Here is a 22,464-nt window from a genome sequence, read left to right on the forward strand (position 1 = left end):
GGCACAGCCAAGCGGAGTCGGCACAACGTTACCGGCTGCGTGGGCGGTGCCTTTCTGTTGTTGTCAGAATACGTTATAATGAATAAGTATAGCTACTATGAGCAAACCCGAGAAAGCAGGTGTCTAGCCCAAATGGAAATCGTAAAAATTGCGCCACGTGGATACTGTTATGGTGTCGTTGACGCTATGGTTATTGCACAACAGGCTGCGCAGAATCCTGATCTGCCGCGCCCGATTTATATACTTGGCATGATTGTTCATAACAGTCATGTGACCCAAGCGTTTGAAGATCAAGGCATCGTGACGCTGGATGGTCCGAATCGGCTCGATATATTGGATCAAGTTGATAGCGGCACGATTATTTTTACCGCGCATGGCGTATCGCCAGAAGTGCGCAAAATCGCACGCGAAAAAGGGCTGACCACGGTAGATGCAACCTGCCCTGACGTTACCCGTACCCATGACCTAATCCGCGACAAAACGGCTGAAGGCTATGAGATTATTTATATTGGCAAAAAAGGTCATCCTGAACCGGAAGGAGCGATCGGTGTCGCACCAGAGCATGTGCATCTCATCGAACAGGAAGTCGAAATTGCCGAGTTGAATGTACCGGCAGAGCGTATTCTAATTACGAACCAGACGACGATGAGCCAATGGGATATTCGTCATATTATTACGAAGCTGCTGGAGAAATTCCCAGGCGCTGAAGTGCATAATGAAATTTGCCTCGCTACGCAGGTACGCCAGGAAGCGGTTGCCGAGCAAGCTGGTCAAGCCGAACTGGTCATCGTTGTCGGTGATCCGCGCAGTAACAACTCGAATCGACTCGCCCAGGTGTCGGAGCAGATCGCCGGCGTAAAAGCGTACCGGATTTCCGATATTACAGAGCTTGATCGGGAATGGCTGCAAGGCAAGTCCAGAGTGGCGGTAACTGCAGGCGCATCTACGCCGACACCGATTACCAAAGAAGTGATCGCTTATTTGGAAAAATACGATAACGATGACCCGACAACATGGGAAATTGTGCGTACCGTTAATCCGAACCGCCTGTTACCGCCTGTGCGCGAAAAAAAGGGTAGAACGACCAATCAACCAGTACGCCACTAAATAGCGCTCATATCGCTGCTATGAGCGTCTCATAAGGCTTTAACAGCGTATGGGCAGTGTGGATCAAATGTGATTCTTTTATTTCTATTATAAAGAAATCGGTAATAGAGCTAAAACGCTAGTTCGGATCGATAATGTACGAGCTTGACGGGATGATAAACTAGCCGGGCAATATGCTGCTGAAAGGCTGCTTAGAGGCGATTTGTAAGCAGCTGCTACATCCAAAGCGATATAGTCAATTGATGATAAGAATTTAGTTCATTGTAAGGACGTTGCTGCACTAATTAGCGACGTCCTTTTTTGTCTAGCTGCGGTTCACTATAGTGTATATTGCACCACCGTATTTCATTTGAAAATAAGCCTAGTACTTTGACCGAGTTAAATGTTAATTTTGATTGTGTACTGAAATCCTGATCCATGCGACCTTAAAACAGACTCAACACTCAAATTAATCTCAGTCAAGGTACTAGTAGGCTGTCTCAAATGGAAATTTTGTTTGAACGTACCTTAACCTATTCATCATCAAACAATGGTTAGATCGACAAACCGTAAATGTATTTGATACAACCTACTAGTGGCTTGTCTCATATACATTCAGGGTATGTCTTTGTCATCATCGCTTGATTATGAACGTGTTTAGTAAGTTCAAACCTGATTTTTACTTGAGACAAGCTACTATTACCTTGACTGCTTTCAATATTGGCTTTGAATCCACTATATGTCCTTATTGGTAGCAGTAATCTACACGGGTTTAAACGATATATTTAAAACGGTCAGCCTACTAGTTGTGGCGTTACTGCGCTGAGCAGGGGACGTTGCGGATGAAGATCGTAGTTGCTGTTTACGATATTAATCGGTATTTTGGCGACGGTTGCCTTGACAAGTAAGCACAAAGACGTTATATTTGCTTTAGTGATTAAAAGCTTAAAAGCTTAAAAGCTTAAAAGCGTGTAAGCTAAAAAGCGAACAAGCGTTAAAGTGAAAATAATTTTATGATGTAACTGCCAGCCCGCTCATTCGGGACAGACCTATACGAGCTAAGCTTATAACTGTATAAAACGATACAATTTTTAAATAAAGGGAGAGAATAATTATGATCGCAAAAGTATCCAAGCAAGCTTCACAAGAGCAATTAAACGCCATCGTTGACCTCATTTTGGAAGCAGGTGTGCAGGCACATCTCGCGCATGCGGCTGACCATATTGTCATTGGCATGATCGGCAACGTCACACCTGCACTACAGCAGCGTCTTGAACAGCAATCGGTTGTACAGGCAGTGAACAAAGTGTCCAAATCTTACAAACTGGCAAGCCGTGAATTCCATCCTGAAAATACGGTGATTGAGATCGGCAATGTGCGCATTGGCGGTGGCGAACTGGTCGTTATGGGCGGTCCGTGTGCCGTTGAGTCGGCAGAGCAAATCGATGAAATCGCGCGGCTCGTTAAAGCGGCTGGTGGTCAGGTGCTGCGTGGCGGTGCATTTAAACCGCGTACCGGCCCGTACAGCTTTCAAGGCGTTGGTGTAGAAGGTTTGATTATGATGGCGGAAGCCGGCAAAAAGCATGGCTTACTGACGATTACGGAAGTGATGACACCGGAATATGTAGATATTTGTGCAGAATACGCCGATATTTTGCAAGTTGGAACACGCAATATGCAAAACTTTGATCTACTGCGCAAATTGGGTGAAATTCGCAAGCCGGTATTGCTGAAACGCGGCTTTAGCGCGACATACGATGAGTTGCTAAATGCGGCGGAATACATTCTTGCTGGCGGTAATAAAGATGTGATGCTCTGTGAGCGCGGCATTCGCACATTTGAAGGTTACACACGCAATACGCTCGATTTGGCGGCGATTCCGGTGCTGCAGCAGCTTAGCCATTTGCCGATCATTTCCGATCCAAGTCACGGCACAGGTCGCCGCGAATTGGTCGAGCCGATGACACGCGCTTCGGTTGCAGCAGGTGCGGATGGGCTCATTATCGAGATGCACACCGATCCTGACAATTCCATGACCGGAGATGGTGTACAATCGCTGTTTCCAGATCAATTTGCCCGTTTGCTGCGCGAGTTAGAGCAATTGGCTCCGCTGCTCGGCAAAAGCTTTCATACCGCCAAAGCGTCGGCGGAACAGTTTGCCGTCTCCACGCACGTATAAGCTGCATCCCTATTCGACATTCAGCAGCAGTGTTCAGTTTGTACAACTGAACACTGCTGCTTCAAATTGAACAGTCTGCTAGCTGCCGCTAAGCTATCCTTTCATCCTTTCATGCAAACAGTGCAAAAAAATGAACATTAATCACAAATTGGCATTGCAAAAAGCCGTCGTATCAAGTGTTGACGGCTTTTTTGGCATAGATGTTTAGCGCTATTTTGATAGTGAATAGTAGCATAGTGAGGCGAAACGAACGGAACAGGGGTTGTAGTTTCGGATTGAAAGGAGTAATATGCCATTTAAAATATCATTTTCGTTTGCCGGTGTGACGCTTTAAAGCATGGATAGTGAGTAGTATGGTTTTATACGACACTGTGCTTTTAGCTTGCTGTGCAATCGTTGATTGACGAAGCGATTTATTTTTTGGTAAGCTATGAAGTGTAAGCATTTCTTACATTTCAGCCAGAAATATATTACATGGCTATTGACGATGTTAGATTTTTGGTTTTATAATGACGACAGAAAAAAAACGAGAACATGAACATTTGACATTAGGAAAAGTTGCAATGTTCGGAAATTTGGGGAGGAAAGTACAAATGCCGGTAGAAAATGTATTGAAGCTCGCACAGGAAAACAATATTGAGTGGTTCGATTTCCGTTTCGTGGATTTGTCGGGACGCGCACACCATATTTCATTGCCGTCTAGCGAAGTTGATGAGGATACTTTTGTGAATGGCGTCGCGTTTGACGGTTCTTCCATTCCAGGCTTCCGCGGTATCGAAGAATCCGATATGGTGATGATGCCAGACCCGGAATCCGTATTTATCGATCCATTTACCGCTCACCCGACAATTAACGTAATGTGCAACATCTACACGCCGGACGGAGAGCGCTATGAGCGTGACCCACGCGGTATCGCTGAGAAAGCGGAAGAATTCCTGCAATCGAGCGGTGTAGGTACAGCGGCATTTTTTGCTCCAGAATCCGAATTTTTCATCTTTGATGATGTTCGCTATCAAAGCGATGTAAACGTATCGGCTTATTCCGTAGATTCCAATGAAGGTTTCTGGAATACGAACCGTAAAGAAGACGGCGGTAACCTCGGCTTCAAAATCCGCAAAAAAGGCGGTTATGTACCGGTTGCTCCAGTTGATTCCCAGCAAGATATCCGCAGCGAAATGTGTCGCCTGCTGGAAGAAGCTGGCTTGAAAATCGAGCGTCATCACCATGAGGTAGCAACTGCCGGTCAAGCGGAAATCAACTTCCGTTTTGATACGCTGAAATTCACAGCAGACAACCTGCTGAAATATAAATATATCGTGCACAACACAGCGGTACAATACGGCAAAACAGCAACATTTATGCCAAAACCACTGTTCGGTGACAACGGTAGCGGTATGCACGTTCACCAATCGATCTTTAATGGCGATACGCCTCTGTTCTACGAAAAAGGCGCTTATGCTAACCTGAGCGAAATGGCACTGCATTACATCGGCGGTATTCTGTACCATGCACCTGCACTGATCGCGCTGACCAACCCAAGTACGAACTCGTTTAAACGTCTCGTACCTGGTTATGAAGCACCGGTTAACCTCGTATTTTCCAAAGGTAACCGTTCTGCAGCGGTACGTATCCCGGTAGCAGCTGTAACACCTAAAGGCTGTCGTATCGAGTTCCGTACGCCGGACTCCACTGCTAACCCTTACTTGGCGTTCTCCGCTATGCTGATGGCTGGTCTGGACGGCATCAAAAACAAACGTGATCCACGCGAACTAGGCTATGGTCCTTTCGACAAAAATATCTACGAGCTGTCTGATGAAGACAAACAAGGTATCCGTAGCGTACCGGCTTCCCTCGACGAAGCGCTGGATGAGCTGGAGAAAAACCATGAGTTCCTGCTGGAAGGTGACGTGTTCACAGCAGACTTTATCGCGAACTACATCGCGTTCAAACGCGCTGAAGCAAAAGACGTGGCGATCCGTGTACATCCACACGAATTCAGCCTTTACTACGATTGCTAATCGGCTGACTGCCGAATGCAGCTGCAATACGAGCCGTCAGGCTGAAATGATCCTCCGGAATGACTGTTCCGGAGGATTTTTTCATAAACGAATTGTAAATCGATTAACGCAATGTAAATGGTTTGTTCGGAAATAGCCATCATTAAGTGCAAAATGATCCATGATGTAAAATGGATCGCTTTTGTAGTGAGAATGACAAAAGACACTTGCTCACCTGTTGAAATGCTGATATTATAGCGATAATTACCATAAACCTGACATCACCTCATTACAGAGCTAAAGATGTCATGCCGAATCTGAAAGGATGGAGTAAGAGATGACCAAGAGAGCTTATAATTTCAATGCCGGCCCGGCTGCATTGCCGCTGGAAGTGCTGGAGCGCGCTCAGAAGCAATTTGTAGACTATGAAGGCACCGGAATGTCGATTATGGAAATGTCGCACCGTGGAGCCGTATACGAAGGTGTACATAAAGAAGCCGAGCAACGTCTGTTATCTCTGCTCGGTAACCCGGACGGATTTAAAGTGTTGTTTCTGCAAGGCGGAGCAAGCACACAGTTTGCGATGATTCCGCTGAATTTACTCGGTGAAGGTCAAGTAGCCAGCTATGTGAATACCGGAAGCTGGGCAGGCAAAGCGATTAGTGAAGCCAAGCTGCTCGGTGAAACGCAAGTTGCTGCTTCTACTAAAGAAGATAACTATATGCGTGTACCAACAGCTGATGAGCTAAACATTGCTCCTAACGCGGCTTATGTACATTTAACTTCTAATGAAACGATCGGCGGAGTACAGTTTAAACAGTTCCCAGATACCGGAGATGTGCCGCTTATCGTTGATATGTCGAGTGACATTTTGAGCCGCCCACTGGATATGAGCAAATTTGGCATGATTTATGCTGGCGCGCAAAAGAACCTCGGCCCTTCCGGCGTAACCGTTGTTATTGCGCGTGAGGAGCTGGTGCATAATTCTCCAAAGCATATTCCAACGATTTTCCGTTATGACACACATCTTAGCAATGGATCGCTGTACAATACACCGCCATCGTTTGCGATTTATATGGTGAATGAAGTGTTGAAATGGATTGAGGAACAGGGCGGTCTAGAAGGTGTCGAGCGTCTGAATGAGCAAAAAGCGAACTTAATCTATGATGCGATCGATAATAGCAATGGTTTTTACAAAGGAGCCGCTCATCATGATAGCCGTTCCCATATGAACATTACATTTAGGTTAGAAACGGAAGAACTGGAAAAAGCCTTTATTAAGGCATCCGAGCAAGCAGGTTTTGTCGGTTTGAAAGGTCATCGTAGTGTAGGTGGGCTGCGAGCATCCATTTATAACGCTGTACCGTACGAAAGCTGTAAGGCATTAGTAGAATTTATGCAAGATTTCCAGAAAAAACATAGTTAATTGAGCAACTTTTAGCACTCGTTTGCGTTAAAAGTTACAAGCCTTCCCGTTTGGGAGGGCTTTTTTTAAAAATATTTAACTATTTTTTGTCAAAAGCTGTCGCAATTTACCGAGATAGGTTATAATCAAAAAGAACTAGATAAAAGGTGGAAACAGAACTATGGCACTACACATTGTATTGGTCGAACCAGAGATACCAGCAAATACTGGTAATATTTCGAGAACATGCGCAGCTACGGGCATTCACCTGCATCTTGTGCATCCGTTAGGTTTTAGAACAGATGATGCTACTCTCAAAAGAGCAGGTCTTGATTATTGGCATGCTGTTAATATTCATTATCATGATTCATTTGATGAGGTTCAAAAGTCCTACCGGGATCATCGGTTCTTTTATGCCACTACCAAGGCTAAAAAACGATATTGCGATTTTACGTTTCAAGATGGCGACTTTTTTGTGTTTGGTAAAGAGACTAAAGGTTTGCCGGCTGAGCTGATTGCAGCCAATCCGGAAACAGCGATGCGTATGCCGATGTCTGGTGATGTACGCTCGCTAAACTTATCCAATTCAGCAGCGATCATCGCCTACGAAGCTTTACGGCAATTGGATTTCCCTGGTTTAAGCTAAATACAGCATAACCAATTCAAATGAAAAAAGTATCGTTTCTAAAAGAAAGAGCAGAAATCATTAAAAGTTAGCAGGATTAAACAAGTAAGTGAAGAATATACAGGTAAGTGAATATTATAGAATATATAGTTTATATTCCAAATTTTATAACCCTGATGTTCTTCCTTCACTTGTGAGCGAGTATTTGTATAGGTTGCAAATACTTTAGTATCCATTACAGAGAGGTGTATGATTGTATGAAACCGGCAGGCGTTGTACGTAAAGTTGATCAACTGGGAAGAATCGTGTTGCCAAAGTCACTGCGTAAAAGATACCAAATGAATGAGGGAGACCCGGTTGAAATTTTGGTACAGGGTGACCATATTATTTTGGAAAGATACCGTCCGAAATGTGTATTTTGCGGTTCGATGGAAGAAGTTAGCGAATTTAAAGAGCGTTATATTTGCGCCCAATGTGTAACTGAAATGAACTTGATTCCTAAAAATGCCTAATTCATTTAATGAGTAACGTTTAAGGGGATGAGCGACCGGGATAACGCTTGTACACTAGCAAATGGACAGCTCGCCTATTGTGCCATCCATCATCATCGGTCCTATACAAACATGAATCATCTCCCGTCGCTTTGATCCTAAATATAAAGACCTTCCAGCTTACCAATGAGCTGAAAGGTCTTTTTTGCATACATCGATCGCTGCATCTGAATTGTTGCTAACTATTACTGAATATTTGGCAGCAATATAGTCGTTATTTAAAAAACAGAAAGTTCGTCGCAACCGGACGCAATGAGCCATCGGACGGATGGTTGATGACGCGTCCATTTAAAATAAGCGAGGTTGAGCCGCCGCCATCGAGGTTATACGCATCGATAACGCCCCATATTGTACAGCTTGTTTTGTAATTCTTGCAATGTGGCGCCAGAGCTGCCGTTTTCATTGTAGCCGTCTGCGGCGATAATGATCAATTGATCGTCCTTATATTTGCCGATAACTGTGCGTGGCGCACGTAGCGGCGTTTTTTGCCATTTGTCTGGAATCGGCGTTTTTTGTCCATTTTGAATCAGGATCGGGACAAAGGAGGCGCCAAATGAAGGCGCAAGTGCGTCCAGCTTTTGCTGACTGGCGAATTTGCCGCCGATTAATTGCCCGGAATGATTCATGCCGACAAAAAACAAATCTTTAAAGCTTGGCTGAAAGCCGCTTACATACTGACCGTTTATTATCGTTGTGCTAAGCGGGTAACGCTTGCCAGCGGCATCGGCAAATCCGCCTGCATTAATGCCGGCGATTGCACCGTAACGTTGTGTCGCTGTCAGCGTCGTTTCGGCTCCGCCAAACGCATCTTTGCCTAGTGTCATTTTCATTGCGTCAGGCTCACGCAGCTTGATCTTCATCGCATAGGCGTTATAGGTGCCTGGATGAAGACGATATAGCTCGATGTTAATACGATTGCTGTTAATTTGTTCAACGGATGCTCCTAGCTTGGAGCTGATGCGTCGATTGTAAATTTGCTCCGGCTTTTGCGCTTCAGTGGAGGCGGTTTGTACGATGGATGACATGACCGAAGTGGTGCGATTGTACAGACGGGTCGTTTTCTCGATCGATGCCGACGTTTGCACCGCCACCTGTTCCGCCTGCTGCAGACCGTTCATTACGTCCGCTGTCTGCGTAGTTAGTGTCGTCTGCGGTTTATACGGTTCCAGATCAAGCGGGATGCTAATTTCATGCGGCTGTAGCAGCAGGATAACGATGACGCCGACAAAGGGCGCTATCGCCAGTAAGACGAAACGGTTGATGCGTTTAAATCGATTGTTCATTTGAGCAGCTCCATTTTCTTTTGTAGCGTATCGAGTTGCTTTTGCACTTCATTTAACTGAGTGTACAGCTTGTTGCTATTGTCGGTTTTATTGCTGGCATTGTCCTTCGTAAACGTAAGCAGTTCATTAAACGAATCGACTTTGCTTTGCAGCTGCTGAATCTGTTGTGACATCGTAGTCAGGCGCGTTTCATAATCGCTTTGCAGCGAAGCGATCTGTCGCTCCGTATCCGCTTTAATGGCTGTGATCATTTGTTGTTTCAGATGATTGCTATATGCATACGCCGCTGTAGCTCCGAGCGCAATGATGACGAGTAAGCTTACGAAAAACCAACGTGCAGAGTTTCCGCCTGCAAGCTTTGGACGTGTTGTCGAACGCGAAGTGGTCTCTTTGTTGGAATCCATAGCGGATCACCTCGATTTGCTGTTATTTTGGAACAAATCTCATTCTAACATGCGGTCAGAAGTGCGTCCATTTTCAAAATAGGCGTAATGATAAATAAATGCACTATGTTCTGTAAGTGCTGACTTCCCGTTCAACCCGCATGAATAAACGGAGAAAAGCGGTCGATAGGATTAAAATTCCGCTACTGTTGACCGATATGTAACTATACAGTCATAAACAACAGCAATGAGCAGCACGCTAAATAGATGGATCGATACAGGGAGGAAGTGCCCCAATGGATAGTATATGGAAGGTTATCATCATTGATAATCATCCGGCATTAATGCTGGGAACCAAAATTATATTGGAAGAAACCGAAAGCTTGAGCGTTGTTGGCACAGCAAGCTCGGTCAAAGAAGGGGTTAAGCTTGCTGCACGCACAAGCCCTCATCTGATTTTGTTGGATGATTCACTGCCTGAAGGCAATGCCGAATTTTATTTGCGTCAAATGAAGCGCAGCAGCCCGGACAGCCATGTGATCGTATTGACCGGCGACAATAATTTGTCGCTGTTTGCCGGGTTGATGAGCATGGGCGCAAGCGGTGTATTGTCCAAAGAATCGTCGCCTGCTCAATTGTTGCATCTGATCAGCGGCTTGCGTCAAGGGTTGACGGTCATTCCACTATCATGGCTCGGTCAGGGCGTCGTTCCAGTGCCAGCACAAATACCGACAGACGGTTATTTTGAGCTGTCCCATATTGAACACACGATTATGATACAGATTACACAGGGGTTTACATATGACAAGATCGCTGAGACGATCCGTGTAAGCCGCCGTTCTGTCGATAATTATTTGCGCAAAATTTATGATAAGCTTGGTGTGAGCAGCCGTGCGCAGGCGATCGAGAAATATACACTGTATTCGCATACCGCCTCATTTAAAGGCGCGCTCGAAACGTACCCGAATGTGCTTGCCTTTGAATCGGCGGTTGGGATGGAGCCTGTACGTACATTAAAAGCAAAAGGCGCGGCAAAAAAGGTTGCTCTCGATTCAAGTTCAGGTGTATGATCTTGAAAAAGCATCGTACAGGAGGCTGGAACGGTGAAATTTTCATTTGCATCCAGAGTAAGCAAAATGCCGCCCTTTTCGGTTCGGCCTGATCGTCGTGCACAGCGCCACGAGTCGTGGATTTCGCTGGCGGAAGAATTGCCAGCAGAAGAACTGTTTCCGCTAGCGCAACTAGGCGAAGCGGCAGGTGCGGTATTTTCGGCAGGTCCGCTTGCACTGCAATACGGCGATGTTGCCGGATCGCTGGCGTTGCGCCAATGGCTGCATAGTCGCTGGCAAAAAGACCAGCAGCTTATCGTCGACCCGGCGAATATGTTGCTCACTTCAGGCAGTCAGCAGACGATTGATCTGCTCGTCCGTATTTATGTGAATCATGGCGATGTAGTGTTGATCGAGTCGCCAGCACCTCCGGGCTGTTTGCAAGTGTTGCATTTGCAAGGGGCATATGTCGTTCATGTCGATTGTGATCATGACGGGATGAAGCCGGACGAGCTGGAGCGGCTAATCGCTCAGCATCAGCCTAAACTGCTGTTTGTCTCACCGAATTTTGGCAATCCGACGGGTAGAGCGTGGACGCTGGAGCGGCGGAAAGCGGTACTGGCGTTATGTCGACAACATGAGCTGCTTATAGCGGAAGATGATGCGTATGGGGATTTGCATTTTGGCGCGGAACCTGTGCGTTCATTTCGGCGTCGTTATCCAAGCTTATTTCAGTTGGATCGAGAGTTGGGCGGTAATCATGTGCTGTATATCGGCTCTTTTAGCAAAACGATCGTACCGGCGCTACGGATTGGTTGGGCGGCAGGTGATCCGCAATTGATCGAAGTGCTGTCGGCAGCGAAGCAGACGGCGGATTGGCAGTCGAGTACGATGAATCAGGCGATTTTGCTCCGATTGTTGCAATCGCCGCGTTTTGATTGGGATAGTCATATTACGATGCTGAATCGTGAATACGATATTCGGCTGAAGCTGATGCTGGAGCTGCTCAAACGACCGAACTGGCGTGGTACAGAAACCGAAGTGCCTGTAGGTGGTATGTTTTTATGGGCGCGTTTGCCGGATGAGCTGGATGGTGAACAATTGCTACAACGTGCGCTCGCCAAAGGGGTATCCTTTTTGCCGGGTAAACGATGTTATGCGGATGGACAAGGCAGTAGCCATATTCGGCTTAATTTTACCCATCCAGGGCGTGAAGAATTGCTGTTGGGCATGAATTTGATTTCGGAAGCCATTGCTGAGATGCGGAGTTAAGTTTCTGCTGGTAACAGCAATGGCATTGCGAATACGTCGTTGATGGACGCTTGCATTATATTATCTCGTAATTGCTGTATCTGTACAGTGCAACTATGCGTTGCATACATATATAGAAAAGCCGCAGTGGGCTTGTTGTCCACAATGCGGCTTTTTGGCTTGTTTAGGATTCGGTCTGGCGTGTAGAAGCTATGAAGGTGCTATGCCTGTTAAGCAATACACGATTTGCTCGTTAGTAGTATGAAGCTTTTTTACAATCATGGCATCGTTTGGTGACGGGTTATTCGTTTAATCCATTCATTTGGTCAACGAAGCGAGCTATGAACGGAGCGTCGTTTCCATAATGGTATCTTCTGACACAGCGGACTGAAATCGATTAGTTTCATTTGCTCATTTGCTTCATAATATGCTGATAATCATCCAACGCCTGTTTACCAGCGCTACTGAGCCTATAGCTGCCATGCGCGATACGTTCGAACCAGCCATAGTAATTAGCCTGCATAATGGCGGCTGCGGATGGCACGCCGCTTTGCTCTCTTAGCTCGCGCGGGGAGATGCCTTCGCGTGTACCGAGCGCTTGTGCTACACGCAGCGCTTTTTCGCGGTAGGCGGTTACTAACGGTACGCCGCTGCTGCCGCCCAGATTGTAGTCGCCGCTGCGCTCTGCCACTTCGCGCAATAGCCGCTCACGTCGGCTACCTTTACGTGGTTGCACGATGCTGGCGGACGAGCGTGCTGGCTGACAAAGTACTTCGACAAGCGGTGCTTTTGTTTTGTAAAAGGTAACCGTGATCAGTCCGAGTCCGAGTCGTTCGCATAGTACGACCAGTTCGCTCCAACGCTGATTGACAGCGCCCTTTTTGAGCCGATTGCGCTCGACAGCAACGTATACATTGCTGCTTAGCTTTTGCCGTTCGATGCCTTGTAATAGCAGGGCAAGATTAAACGTTTTTTTGATCTCGATAATAAGTGGTTCGCTTTCATTATGTTTGATACCGACCAGATCGCAATGCCGCACTTCGCCTTTGACTTCATAGCCTTGTTGGACAAAGAAATGTTTGATCGGTAAATAAAGTTCGGTTTCTCGCTGTACTGCCATAGCGTATGCGTGCTCCTTTGTAGCCGGATGACCGTTTGCTTGCAAATGGAACGGTACATCGTTGTTCATACGGGCTTGCCGTATACACCATTATAACGGAACATGTTCATGTCGAACAATTTGTCGATGTGATGGCACATATGCGGCTTCCTTAGTATAAAGGAACATGTTTATATAGAACATAGCCGCATCATTCGTTGCTGCTTTTGTCGTATAGAGCATGCTGCATTATAGGCGGATTGCCCTGCTGCATAGCGTGCAAATTTCGTTCGGCAGACAGGTTGGAAAAGCGATGTACCGCCTTTGATTAGCATGACTTTACGTATACCAGGCAATTCCAAGCGCATAATAAGGAATATACAAATGGTTCACAAACTTACTAAATGAAGTCGGTCTATAATCCGATGTAAATAGTAGCAGTTATAATCAATCTTGTGCGCAATACAAACTGCATGGGATACAAACGATATTTTTAATGTCTAAACAATAGTTGTAATTACAAGATGATTGAAAATGAACAGATATACTGATGGGAACGATGAACAAGGGGGATATATAGATGATTAATGTTTCAGCAACACGGTTGCGACAACTGGAATATATGGGATTGACCGAAAAGGAGCTGCATTTGCTAGCAAAGCATCGCGCTATTTTTGAGAAAGTAGTCGATGAGGTAGTTGATTATTTTTACAATCATATCGAGCGTTATCCTGATCTACAGCAAGTGATTCAGCGCAGTCAATCGTCTGTACATCGGCTAAAACAAACGCAGCGGGATTACTGGGTATCGCTTGCTGCCGGGAAAATCGATGATGCATTTATTGAAACACGGCTAAAAATCGGACGCATTCATTCGCAAATCGGCTTGAATCTGGATTATTATTTGGGCACGTATATGACGTACACTGATATTTCGGCACGCGTACTCAGTCGGGAATTGCCAGATGAGTGGATTGAGGTGCTGAATGCACTCACCAAAATGTTTAATCTGGATTCACAATTGGTGCTGGAAGCATATGGGGAACGCGAACAGAGCCAAATTCGCAAAATGGGCGCGCAAAAGGAGCATATGCTTACAGCCATTACCGAAGTGGTCAATCGGATTAGCGATATGATCGCCAGGCTGAACGACAATGCACGTGCTATTTCCGATTCTGCCAGTCATATCGCTTCAACGCAGGAAAGCTCATTGCAGGAGATGAATACGCTTGGCAATGAGGTGAAGCAGATCGGCAAAGTCGGTTCGGTTATGCGTGAGTTATCCGATCAAACGCATTTGCTCGGGCTGAATGCTTCGATTGAAGCCGCTCATGCTGGCGAATACGGTAGAGGGTTTAGCATCGTCGCGCAAGAAGTACGCAAGCTGGCAGGCTCCTCACAAAACGCACTACAGGACATCACGGCGACGCTGGATGTCATTTTGCGCAAGCTCGATCGGGTGGAGCATGAGTTTAAGCAAAACGTGGAGCTGTCCCATCAGCAGGCGCAAAGCTCGGAGGAGCTGGCGATCTTTGCCCGCACGATCGAAGAAGTAGCTCGCGAACTGTCAGCGCTTCAGGATCAAGACGATCAAACGCGAATTCGTTAATCCAAATAAATACGAAATTTGTAATACGCTGTTGTGCACGCACATTCGCCATCTGCATCCGATCAGATGGCGAACAGACCGCTTCATGTTGCTAATAACAACGTTTATCGGTTAATATGTGAGTGTAATTAGCACGTTTATTACAGTGTAAAATTATCGTTAGAAAAAAGCAGAAGTTCTTTGACTTTTCCAATCAACAGTGTATAATGGAAATAGTGCGATTAATTTTATGAAATAAGGTGATTACTCATGAAAAAAGAAGGACATCCTCAATTTCAACAGGCTATTTTCCTGGACCCTAGCTGTGGATATAAATTCCTGAGTGGAACAACGAAATATTCCAGCGAAACTATGGAGTGGGAAGATGGTAACACTTACCCTGTGATTCGTGTTGATACCAGCTCTGCTTCTCATCCGTTCTACACTGGTAAACAAAGAAACGCAGACGTGGGTGGCCGCGTAGACAAGTTCAACAAAAAATACGGCTTGAAATAAGACCGATTTACGATGAACTTTTCTTCATAACCGTTTCGGTTGTGAACCGTCATAAAAAGCGTACCGCAAGCATTCGATGAATGCCTAGCGGTACGCTTTTTTTGTATGCCTAAGCTAGGCATTATGCCTGTGATGGGCAGCGGATTCGTAAACAGCGTGTACATGATTGTATGAGCATTATTAAAATAAAGCGACGACTTTATCGAAAAAGTTTATATTGCGTTTACATTGTCCACACACTGTCTGCAATTTGAAGGGATATACTGTTCAAGAAACGTTGCGAGCTTGGGCATATTCAAAGCTACGTAAAATGATGGAAGCCGGTTCTGCTGAAAAACGGTGAAAACAGATGGAGTTGAATAACATGATGGAGCTTACTATTCTCGGTGGACCAGGAGAACATGGCCGTTCCAGCTATCTGCTTCGACGAGAAGATCAGTATATATTGCTTGATTGCGGAATTGACATACAGCCGGAATACGATGGAGAGCAGGCAAGACTCGCGCCGATTATGCCGGGGTTACAGGCGGTGTTTTTATCGCATGCGCATGAGGATCATAGCAGTGGTTTGCAGCTATTACAGCACTATGGATATCAAGGCGAGATTTGGACGACACGCGCGACAGTGCGTCAGTTACCTGTCTGTTTGAAAACGATGGAATATGAACGCTATGCACTGGCAGAAGCGGGTGGAGCGTATAAACAAGCGGGAATGGAAATGGACGCTGGAGACGGGTTGCAATTTCGCTATTTGGAAGATGTGGTCGCACCTGGTGAATGGATATCGCTGCGTCCTGAGCTGGACATTTGCTGGGGACGGGCAGGGCATTTGCCGGGGTCAATTTGGATTACACTGAACTGGAACGGTCGGAAAATATTTTATACCGGTGATTACAGCGCGGAATCGCGTTTGCTGCAAGCGGATCGTCCGCTTCATCATTCGCGTATTGTATCGCGTACGCATCCATTACCCGGACAGATTCCCGATCTTGATCTGGCGATTGTGGATGCCGCTTACGGTGTCGATACCGATCGGCAGGGCAACAAGCTGGCACAGCTTGGACGCTATATTAAAGAAACATTGCTGCGCCATAGTGCCGTATTGCTGCCGGTGCCGATATATGGTCGTGGTCAGGAGCTGATGTTATGGGCGTACGAACAATTTCCAAAGGTGCCGATTTTGGTGGAGCAGGATTTGCTCGATGCGCTGCGGTTGTTTGCTTCCGATGAGCGCTGGTTACAGCCGAACGGTATCGAACGTATTCAGCGCTTGTTGCAAACGGATCGTTTACATCGTATGACCGATGATCGTTCACGTGAACAACTGATGGGAGCGTATCCGTGCGCATTGATTTTTACCGATGATGGAATGATGCAAACGAGCAAAGCGCAGCAGCATTATATGCGGGTGGCGACAAGAGCAGATAACCGGGTTATTTTCACAGGTGATTTGGCGCAAGGTTCGTTTGGACGTACATTGATGATGGATATGGAGCATAAAGGTTGCCAAATTTTGCATGTGCGTTATAAAGTACATCAAGGGCTGCCGGATGTGCGCCAAATGCTACTCGATTTGAAAAGCCCGCCTACAGTGCTCGTGCATGCCCCGCCGTCACGTACGGATGGATTGGCGCTGCGCTTAGAGCAGGAAGGGTTTCAGCATGTGCATTCATTGCTGGCGGAACAGCAGTTATCGTTTGGGTGAGTGTAGTAGAGGCTGTCTGCTAGATGATAGATTATAGGCTAATTGTCGTGCACTTCAGCGGCATAGTCGTAAGGAGCGAACAGATCGGGAAGGATACGATAGTATTAAGTGAACAGCGCAGGCAAGGTGGATGATCAAACTAAACGAGCGTACAGCAGGCAATGAATGCGGCTGTATGCTCGTTTTTTGGGTTATGCAGCTTACAATGCCGCCTAGTAGCTTGTCTCAAATTTATTCAGGGATGGCGTTCATCTGAATGCTGCACGGTTCAAGCAGGCTTCAAATGGACGCAACCTTACATCTGCTTGAGACAAGTCACTAGTAGCTTGTCTCATATACATTTACGGTTTGTTGATCTAACCATTGCTTGATGATGAATAGGTTAAGGTACGTTCAAACACAATTTCCATTTGAGACAGTCTACTAGTACGTGTCTTCAAACTGCTTTATAGATCGTTCGATACGGATAGTTTGCGTCAGACTACGCTGTACAGAGTCTTATTTCTGATCTTTATGAATAATAAAATGAGACGTAGAATCATTTGAAGACACCACCTAGTACGTTAACCGAGATGAATTGGAGTGTTGAAGCTGGAACAAGCTATTATTTATCAGGATTCCAGTGCATGATCAAAATTAACATTTAACTTGGTCAACGTACTAGCAGTTTGCGTATACCATCTATGTCGTCGTCCCCACAACGTTGGGTGCCGCTTCATTTAAACAAGCGGCAAAGCGATGAATGAGTCCGGAATAATGGCGCTCTTTATTGTATGCATAATATAAATAGCGCCGTAGCGTCTGATCCGGCAGGCTATGCATATGCAATCTGCCGCTGTGCAGTTCTTCTTCGACTGCCATACGTGACAGAAAGGCAGCATAGCCGCCCAGCATAACCGCACGTTTAATCGCTTCCGCCGAATCCAGCTCGATATAGGAACCTGTTTCCAGCCCATGATCTTGCATCCAGCGATCGCTAATTTGGCGGGTGCTGGAATCGTGGCTATGCAGCACGAGTCTGCTTTGCTGAAGCAATTCGACATTTAGCTCCGACTCGACGGCAAGCGCATGATCCGGGGCGAAAATCACGACCATCTGATCCTCACCGATTAATCCTTTGACAAGTGCGGGATGTTCGAACGGCTCGGTTAGCATAATGCCCATATCGATCTCATGATTGATTAGCATATCACGTATGACCGGGGCGGTTTTGACAGCGATCGATAGCTGTACACCGGGATGCTCGCCGCTAAATTGGTGGATAATATCGGGCAAAAAATACGTCGCTGGCACATAGCTCGCCCCGATGCGCAATTGCCCGCGTTCGAGCGCGCCAAATTCCTGGACGATACGCTTGGATTCGGCAGCGAGCGCGTTAATTTTGATCGCATAATGCAGCAGCGCTTTGCCTGGCTCACGCAGCCATATTTTGCCGCCGCGTGATTCGAATAACGTCACGCCCATTTCTTTTTCCAAACTTTTCATATGAAAGGTAACGGTCGGCTGTTTCAGTCCCAGTTCATCGGCAACTGCTGTAATTTTCTGATGTCGGTTTAGCAACTCTACAATTTGCAGTTTGATCAGATTCATCTCACACCTCCATAGTTAAACACACTCCTTTCAATCTAGCATAGAATTATTCGATGATTATAAAAATAGAGCATAGTAAAAATTGATTATTCGTTTACATTCCCCACATATGACAGACAAACTCACCTTTTATACTGAATTCAGTTGAGACAAACATTCGCTGCCCGCTGGTGCAAGCCAGTATGTATAGATGACAGACATCAAGCAATCACGACAAACATAGCTACATAGAAAGGAGCAAGGCAGATGACGGAAATAACGCTCCGTAATGTGAGCAAAAGTTATGACGGTGTGCAGGCGCTCAAGCCGGTCGATATGGTCATTCCAGCCGGTAAATTCACCACATTGCTCGGGCCGTCCGGCTGTGGCAAAACGACATTGTTGCGGCTCATCGCCGGACTGGAAACGCCGGACAGCGGCGAGATTCTGGTCGATGATAAACCTATATTTTCCTACAAACGCAAGGTGAATGTACCGCCGCACAAACGGCATTTTGGCATGGTGTTTCAGGAGTTTGCGCTATGGCCGCATATGACGGTATATGACAATGTAGCATTTAGTCTAAAAGCCAACGGTCAGAACAAGCACATTCGCGAACGGGTGCAGCATGCTTTGGAACAAGTACGTTTAACAGGGATGGAAAAGCGTCATCCGCACCAGCTATCCGGCGGTCAGCAGCAACGGGTCGCGTTTGCGCGGGCGATTGTGATGCAGCCTGGGTTGATTTTGTTTGATGAGCCGCTTAGTGCACTTGATGCGATGCTGCGCGATAATATGCGCGATGAATTGATGAGTCTCGTGCGTGAACTGGGTCTGACCGCATTGTATGTAACGCATGATCAGACGGAAGCGATGTCGATGTCAGATGAGATTATGGTAATGCAGTCTGGCAATGTGCTGCAACGCGGTACACCGGAGCAGATTTATACGGAACCAGCACATCCGTTTGTCGCTCGTTTTATCGGTCGCTCCAACTGGATCGAACCGGAGCAAACGTTATTTCGCCCGGAGCATGGACGTTGGGAATCGACGTGCGAGCCGGGTGAGCAGATGTACAATGCCATCGTCCAGCGTGTCAGCTATATGGGCGATCGCTATGAGATTGAGCTGAATGCGGGTGCAGAACGCATTTGGACGGCTTATCATCATAAACGGATGGGGATCGGCAGTCAGGTGCAGCTGTATATCGCTCCACGCCATCTATGTCGGGTGGACAAGCATAGCGCTACGGTTGGCGAAAAGATAGATGCCGGTGATACTACCGAACCAGCGCCCGGCAAACAGCATATTTCATAAGTGATGCATTGCTTTAGCTAAACGCTAACACTTCGATCCTGTTAGCAGTTTACTGCCGCTGTTGTCGTTTGTTAACTAGCTATTTTACAACTATAAATTAGGGGGAATTGTTCATGAATTGGAATCAAATGTGGAAAACGACAAGTGTGCTCGCTATTACAGCGATGCTCGGTACGACACTGGCAGGTTGTGGCAATACAGGCAGCAACAGTACGACAAGCGCGGCAAGCGACTCGACCGCTCAAAGCGACAATACACTTGTCGTCTACAGCGCAGGCCCGGAAGGATTGGCGAAAAAGATCGAAGCCGGTTTTGAAGCGAAAACAGGCATTCATGTCGAAATGTTCCAAGGCACAACCGGCAAAATACTGTCCCGTATGCAAGCGGAGAAAAATAACCCGGTCGTCGATGTAGTCGTACTGGCGTCACTACCTTCGATGCAGTCGATGGCGAAAGATGGCCTCACATTGCCTTACCCGGAAGCGGCTAATCACGACAAGCTCGTCAAAGATTGGTCAGACGCAAATGGCAATTATTTTAGCTATAGCGCTTCCGCACTTGGAATCGTCTATAACACGAAACAGGTAAAAACGCCGCCCAAATCATGGGAGGAGCTAACACAGCCGCAATGGAAAGACAAAGTAAACATTCCTGATCCGTCATTGTCCGGCTCGGCGCTTGATTTCATTACCGGTTATTTGAGCGTAAAAGGAGATAGCGGCTGGTCGTTATTCGAACAATATAAGCAAAATGGCGTAGCGATGGCAGGCGCGAATCAAGAAGCGCTCGATCCGGTCGTGACAGGGGCAAAAGATGTCGTTGTCGCTGGTGTGGATTATATGGCTTACAAAGCAAAAGCGGCGGGCGAGCCGGTCGATATCGTGTATCCATCCGAAGGCACAGTGATCAGCCCGCGTCCAGCCGCAATTATTAAAACGACCAAACATGAGCAGCAAGCGAAACAGTTTATCGATTATTTACTGTCCGATGAAGCGCAAAAGCTTGTCGCCAAAGCGTATCTGTTACCAGGGCGTACGGATATTAAAGCCGACAAACGTGCCAATCTGTCCGACATTCCAACATATCCGGTGAAATGGGATTGGATGGATGAGCATGGTGCGGAAGTGGCAAGCCGTTTTACCGATTTGTACAAGTAAGCCTCGCTTACGAGTAAAGGGGATATCATCATGACACATACGTCAGGCTACTGGTTTCAAAGATGGAGTACGGTCGCAGCGTTTATGCTGCTGACCGTACTGATCGTGTTGCCGCTATTGCTTATTTTTCGTACGGCGATCGATCATGATGGCACTATCGATTGGCTGGCACCGTGGCAGACGATTACGAGCAGCAGTCTCGGTGCGGTGATGGTTAACTCGCTTTGGCTCGGCGTGCTAGTCATTGTATTGACGACACTACTCGCGTTGCCACTCGCTTGGATTATGGCGCGTTCGGCGCTTGGACGCTGGCGCTGGCTTGATGTCGTGCTGCTAATTCCGTTTATGACACCGCCTTATATCGGTTCGATGGGCTGGATGCTATTTATGCAAAAAAACGGGTATATGGAGCAATTGCTGCCACAATCGGCGGCATGGACACCTGCCTTTTTCAGTCTCGCCGGGATGGTGCTCATTATGAGTTTGCATCTGTTTCCGTTCCTGTATTTAATTTTGCGCAATACATTGCTGCAAATTAGCGGCAGTACCGAAGAAGCGGCAGCGCTGCATGGCGGTTCGCCTGTTTATCGATTTCGGCGCATTATTTTGCCGCTGTTGCTGTCGAGTTATGTGATGGGTGCGCTGCTTATTTTCGTCAAAACGATTGCAGAGTTTGGTACACCAGCTACATTTGGACGCCGGATCGGTTATTATGTGATGACATCGGAAATTCATAATTACATTTCCAGTTGGCCGATCGATTTTGGCAAAGCGACTGCGCTCGCATCGTTGTTGCTGAGCGTCTGTCTAGTTATGTGGTACATTCAAAGCGTGCTGAGCAGCCGCTATTCGTACCGACTGACCGGTGGTAAAGGCAGCCGCCAAAGCGGTTATCGTCTCGGCGGCTGGAAAGGTGTATTAAGCTGGCTGTATGTCATTGTGCTGCTGGTGCTATCGATCGGGATTCCGTATTTCTCGGTCATTACCGCTTCGCTGCTCAAGCTGCGCGGGATCGGTATCGCCGCAGGCAATTGGACATTGCAGCATTATGCCGAGCTATTGCAGCCCGGTTCAGACAGTATGCAGGCATTGATGAACAGTTTCACATTGTCACTCGCTTCGTCAACGATTGCGGTTGTGATCGGTACGTTTCTCGCACTCAAAGTCGACCGCAGCCGTCGTTTGTCGCAAAAGTGGATCGATCTGTTCAGCCTCATGCCGAACACTGTACCTGGTATCGTGATCGTCGTCGGCTTGATTCTGTTCTGGAATTCATCATGGATGCCGATTCCGCTGTACAATACGTACGGCATGGTCGTGCTGACGTATGTAGTGCTGTTTCTGCCGTATACGGTGCAATATGTAAAAGCGAATTACGGTCAAATCGACTCGATCTTGTTACAGGCAGGAGCGATGTCCGGCGGTCGTCCACTGTATGTATTGCGGCGTATTTTGCTGCCGCTACTTGTACCAGGCATCATCGCAGGCTGGATGATGACGTTTACGATTTCGAACCGTGAGCTGGTGGCGTCTTTGCTTATTCTCCCGCCGTCGATGCAGACGTCCGCCACGTATATTTTTGCCCAATTTGAGCAAGGTGAAGTATCGATGGGGATGGCGATGGCTGTCGTCTCGGTCGGCATTACGACACTGCTGTTGCTCATTCTGAATGCGTTGCCCGGAGCGGGCAGCAAGCAGCCGTAA

Annotated in this window: 17 protein-coding genes and 1 pseudogene; 14 read left to right on the forward strand and 4 right to left on the reverse strand. The window is 46.8% G+C overall.

Features of this window, described 5'->3' with window-relative positions; translation table 11 throughout:
* The first annotated feature begins 132 nt into the window (after nt 1-132).
* The 6 genes from U1I11_RS01840 (at nt 133) to U1I11_RS01865 (ending at nt 7,804) form a co-directional block, all read left to right on the forward strand.
* Complete coding sequence (locus U1I11_RS01840; protein WP_322903313.1) at nt 133-1,107, forward strand: 4-hydroxy-3-methylbut-2-enyl diphosphate reductase; 975 nt, start codon at nt 133-135, stop codon at nt 1,105-1,107.
* Nucleotides 1,108-2,200: 1,093 nt separating this feature from the next.
* Complete coding sequence (gene aroF / locus U1I11_RS01845; RefSeq protein WP_322903315.1) at nt 2,201-3,265, forward strand: 3-deoxy-7-phosphoheptulonate synthase; 1,065 nt, start codon at nt 2,201-2,203, stop codon at nt 3,263-3,265.
* Nucleotides 3,266-3,858: 593 nt separating this feature from the next.
* The gene (gene glnA, locus U1I11_RS01850) at nt 3,859-5,283 is read left to right on the forward strand and encodes a type I glutamate--ammonia ligase (protein ID WP_322903317.1); all 1,425 of its coding nucleotides are present in this window, start codon (nt 3,859-3,861) and stop codon (nt 5,281-5,283) included.
* Between the two features lie 316 nt (nt 5,284-5,599).
* Nucleotides 5,600-6,688, forward strand: coding sequence for a 3-phosphoserine/phosphohydroxythreonine transaminase (gene serC, locus U1I11_RS01855; protein WP_322903318.1), 1,089 nt, complete (start codon nt 5,600-5,602; stop codon nt 6,686-6,688).
* 160 nt (nt 6,689-6,848) lie between these two features.
* The gene (trmL, locus tag U1I11_RS01860) at nt 6,849-7,313 is read left to right on the forward strand and encodes a tRNA (uridine(34)/cytosine(34)/5-carboxymethylaminomethyluridine(34)-2'-O)-methyltransferase TrmL (protein ID WP_322903320.1); all 465 of its coding nucleotides are present in this window, start codon (nt 6,849-6,851) and stop codon (nt 7,311-7,313) included.
* 236 nt (nt 7,314-7,549) lie between these two features.
* Complete coding sequence (locus U1I11_RS01865; protein WP_046215508.1) at nt 7,550-7,804, forward strand: AbrB/MazE/SpoVT family DNA-binding domain-containing protein; 255 nt, start codon at nt 7,550-7,552, stop codon at nt 7,802-7,804.
* Nucleotides 7,805-8,057: 253 nt separating this feature from the next.
* On the opposite strand, the pseudogene U1I11_RS01870 reads toward U1I11_RS01865, so the two are convergent.
* Nucleotides 8,058-9,126: pseudogene (locus U1I11_RS01870) on the reverse strand (phosphodiester glycosidase family protein).
* On the reverse strand, nt 9,123-9,530 hold the full coding sequence (locus U1I11_RS01875) for a hypothetical protein (protein ID WP_322903324.1): 408 nt from the start codon (nt 9,528-9,530) through the stop codon (nt 9,123-9,125). Before U1I11_RS01875 ends, U1I11_RS01870 begins: the two are co-directional and overlap by 4 nt.
* 275 nt (nt 9,531-9,805) lie before the next feature.
* Between U1I11_RS01875 and U1I11_RS01880 the strand changes: the two genes are divergently transcribed.
* Both U1I11_RS01880 and U1I11_RS01885 read left to right on the forward strand, forming a co-directional pair.
* Nucleotides 9,806-10,579 (forward strand): response regulator transcription factor, encoded by a 774-nt coding sequence (locus U1I11_RS01880; protein ID WP_322903326.1) that lies wholly within the window; start codon nt 9,806-9,808, stop codon nt 10,577-10,579.
* Between the two features lie 33 nt (nt 10,580-10,612).
* Nucleotides 10,613-11,830, forward strand: a complete 1,218-nt coding sequence (locus U1I11_RS01885; protein WP_322903328.1) for an aminotransferase-like domain-containing protein — start codon at nt 10,613-10,615, stop codon at nt 11,828-11,830.
* A gap of 382 nt (nt 11,831-12,212) precedes the next feature.
* Here the strand turns inward: U1I11_RS01885 and U1I11_RS01890 are convergent, their stop codons facing one another.
* Entirely contained in the window at nt 12,213-12,929 is a 717-nt protein-coding gene (locus U1I11_RS01890; protein WP_322903330.1) for a DUF2161 domain-containing phosphodiesterase, read from the reverse strand.
* A gap of 559 nt (nt 12,930-13,488) precedes the next feature.
* Between U1I11_RS01890 and U1I11_RS01895 the strand changes: the two genes are divergently transcribed.
* From U1I11_RS01895 to U1I11_RS01905, 3 genes are all read left to right on the forward strand, one after another.
* Nucleotides 13,489-14,517 (forward strand): globin-coupled sensor protein, encoded by a 1,029-nt coding sequence (locus U1I11_RS01895; protein ID WP_322903332.1) that lies wholly within the window; start codon nt 13,489-13,491, stop codon nt 14,515-14,517.
* A gap of 249 nt (nt 14,518-14,766) precedes the next feature.
* Complete coding sequence (locus U1I11_RS01900) at nt 14,767-15,012, forward strand: type B 50S ribosomal protein L31 (protein ID WP_188773884.1); 246 nt, start codon at nt 14,767-14,769, stop codon at nt 15,010-15,012.
* Nucleotides 15,013-15,376: 364 nt separating this feature from the next.
* The gene (locus U1I11_RS01905; RefSeq protein ID WP_322903334.1) at nt 15,377-16,717 is read left to right on the forward strand and encodes an MBL fold metallo-hydrolase; all 1,341 of its coding nucleotides are present in this window, start codon (nt 15,377-15,379) and stop codon (nt 16,715-16,717) included.
* A 681-nt stretch (nt 16,718-17,398) separates the two neighbouring features.
* Here the strand turns inward: U1I11_RS01905 and U1I11_RS01910 are convergent.
* Nucleotides 17,399-18,307: a LysR family transcriptional regulator gene (locus U1I11_RS01910; protein WP_322903336.1), complete on the reverse strand. Its 909-nt coding sequence runs from the start codon at nt 18,305-18,307 to the stop codon at nt 17,399-17,401.
* Between the two features lie 246 nt (nt 18,308-18,553).
* Between U1I11_RS01910 and U1I11_RS01915 the strand changes: the two genes are divergently transcribed.
* From U1I11_RS01915 to U1I11_RS01925, 3 genes are all read left to right on the forward strand, one after another.
* The gene (locus U1I11_RS01915; protein WP_322903338.1) at nt 18,554-19,603 is read left to right on the forward strand and encodes an ABC transporter ATP-binding protein; all 1,050 of its coding nucleotides are present in this window, start codon (nt 18,554-18,556) and stop codon (nt 19,601-19,603) included.
* 113 nt (nt 19,604-19,716) lie between these two features.
* On the forward strand, nt 19,717-20,760 hold the full coding sequence (locus tag U1I11_RS01920; protein WP_322903340.1) for an ABC transporter substrate-binding protein: 1,044 nt from the start codon (nt 19,717-19,719) through the stop codon (nt 20,758-20,760).
* Nucleotides 20,761-20,790: 30 nt separating this feature from the next.
* A complete protein-coding gene (locus tag U1I11_RS01925; protein WP_322903342.1) occupies nt 20,791-22,464 on the forward strand; it encodes an ABC transporter permease in 1,674 nt (557 codons plus the stop codon).

The organism is Paenibacillus campi (assembly GCF_034659835.1).
Lineage (GTDB): Bacteria > Bacillota > Bacilli > Paenibacillales > Paenibacillaceae > Saccharibacillus > Saccharibacillus campi.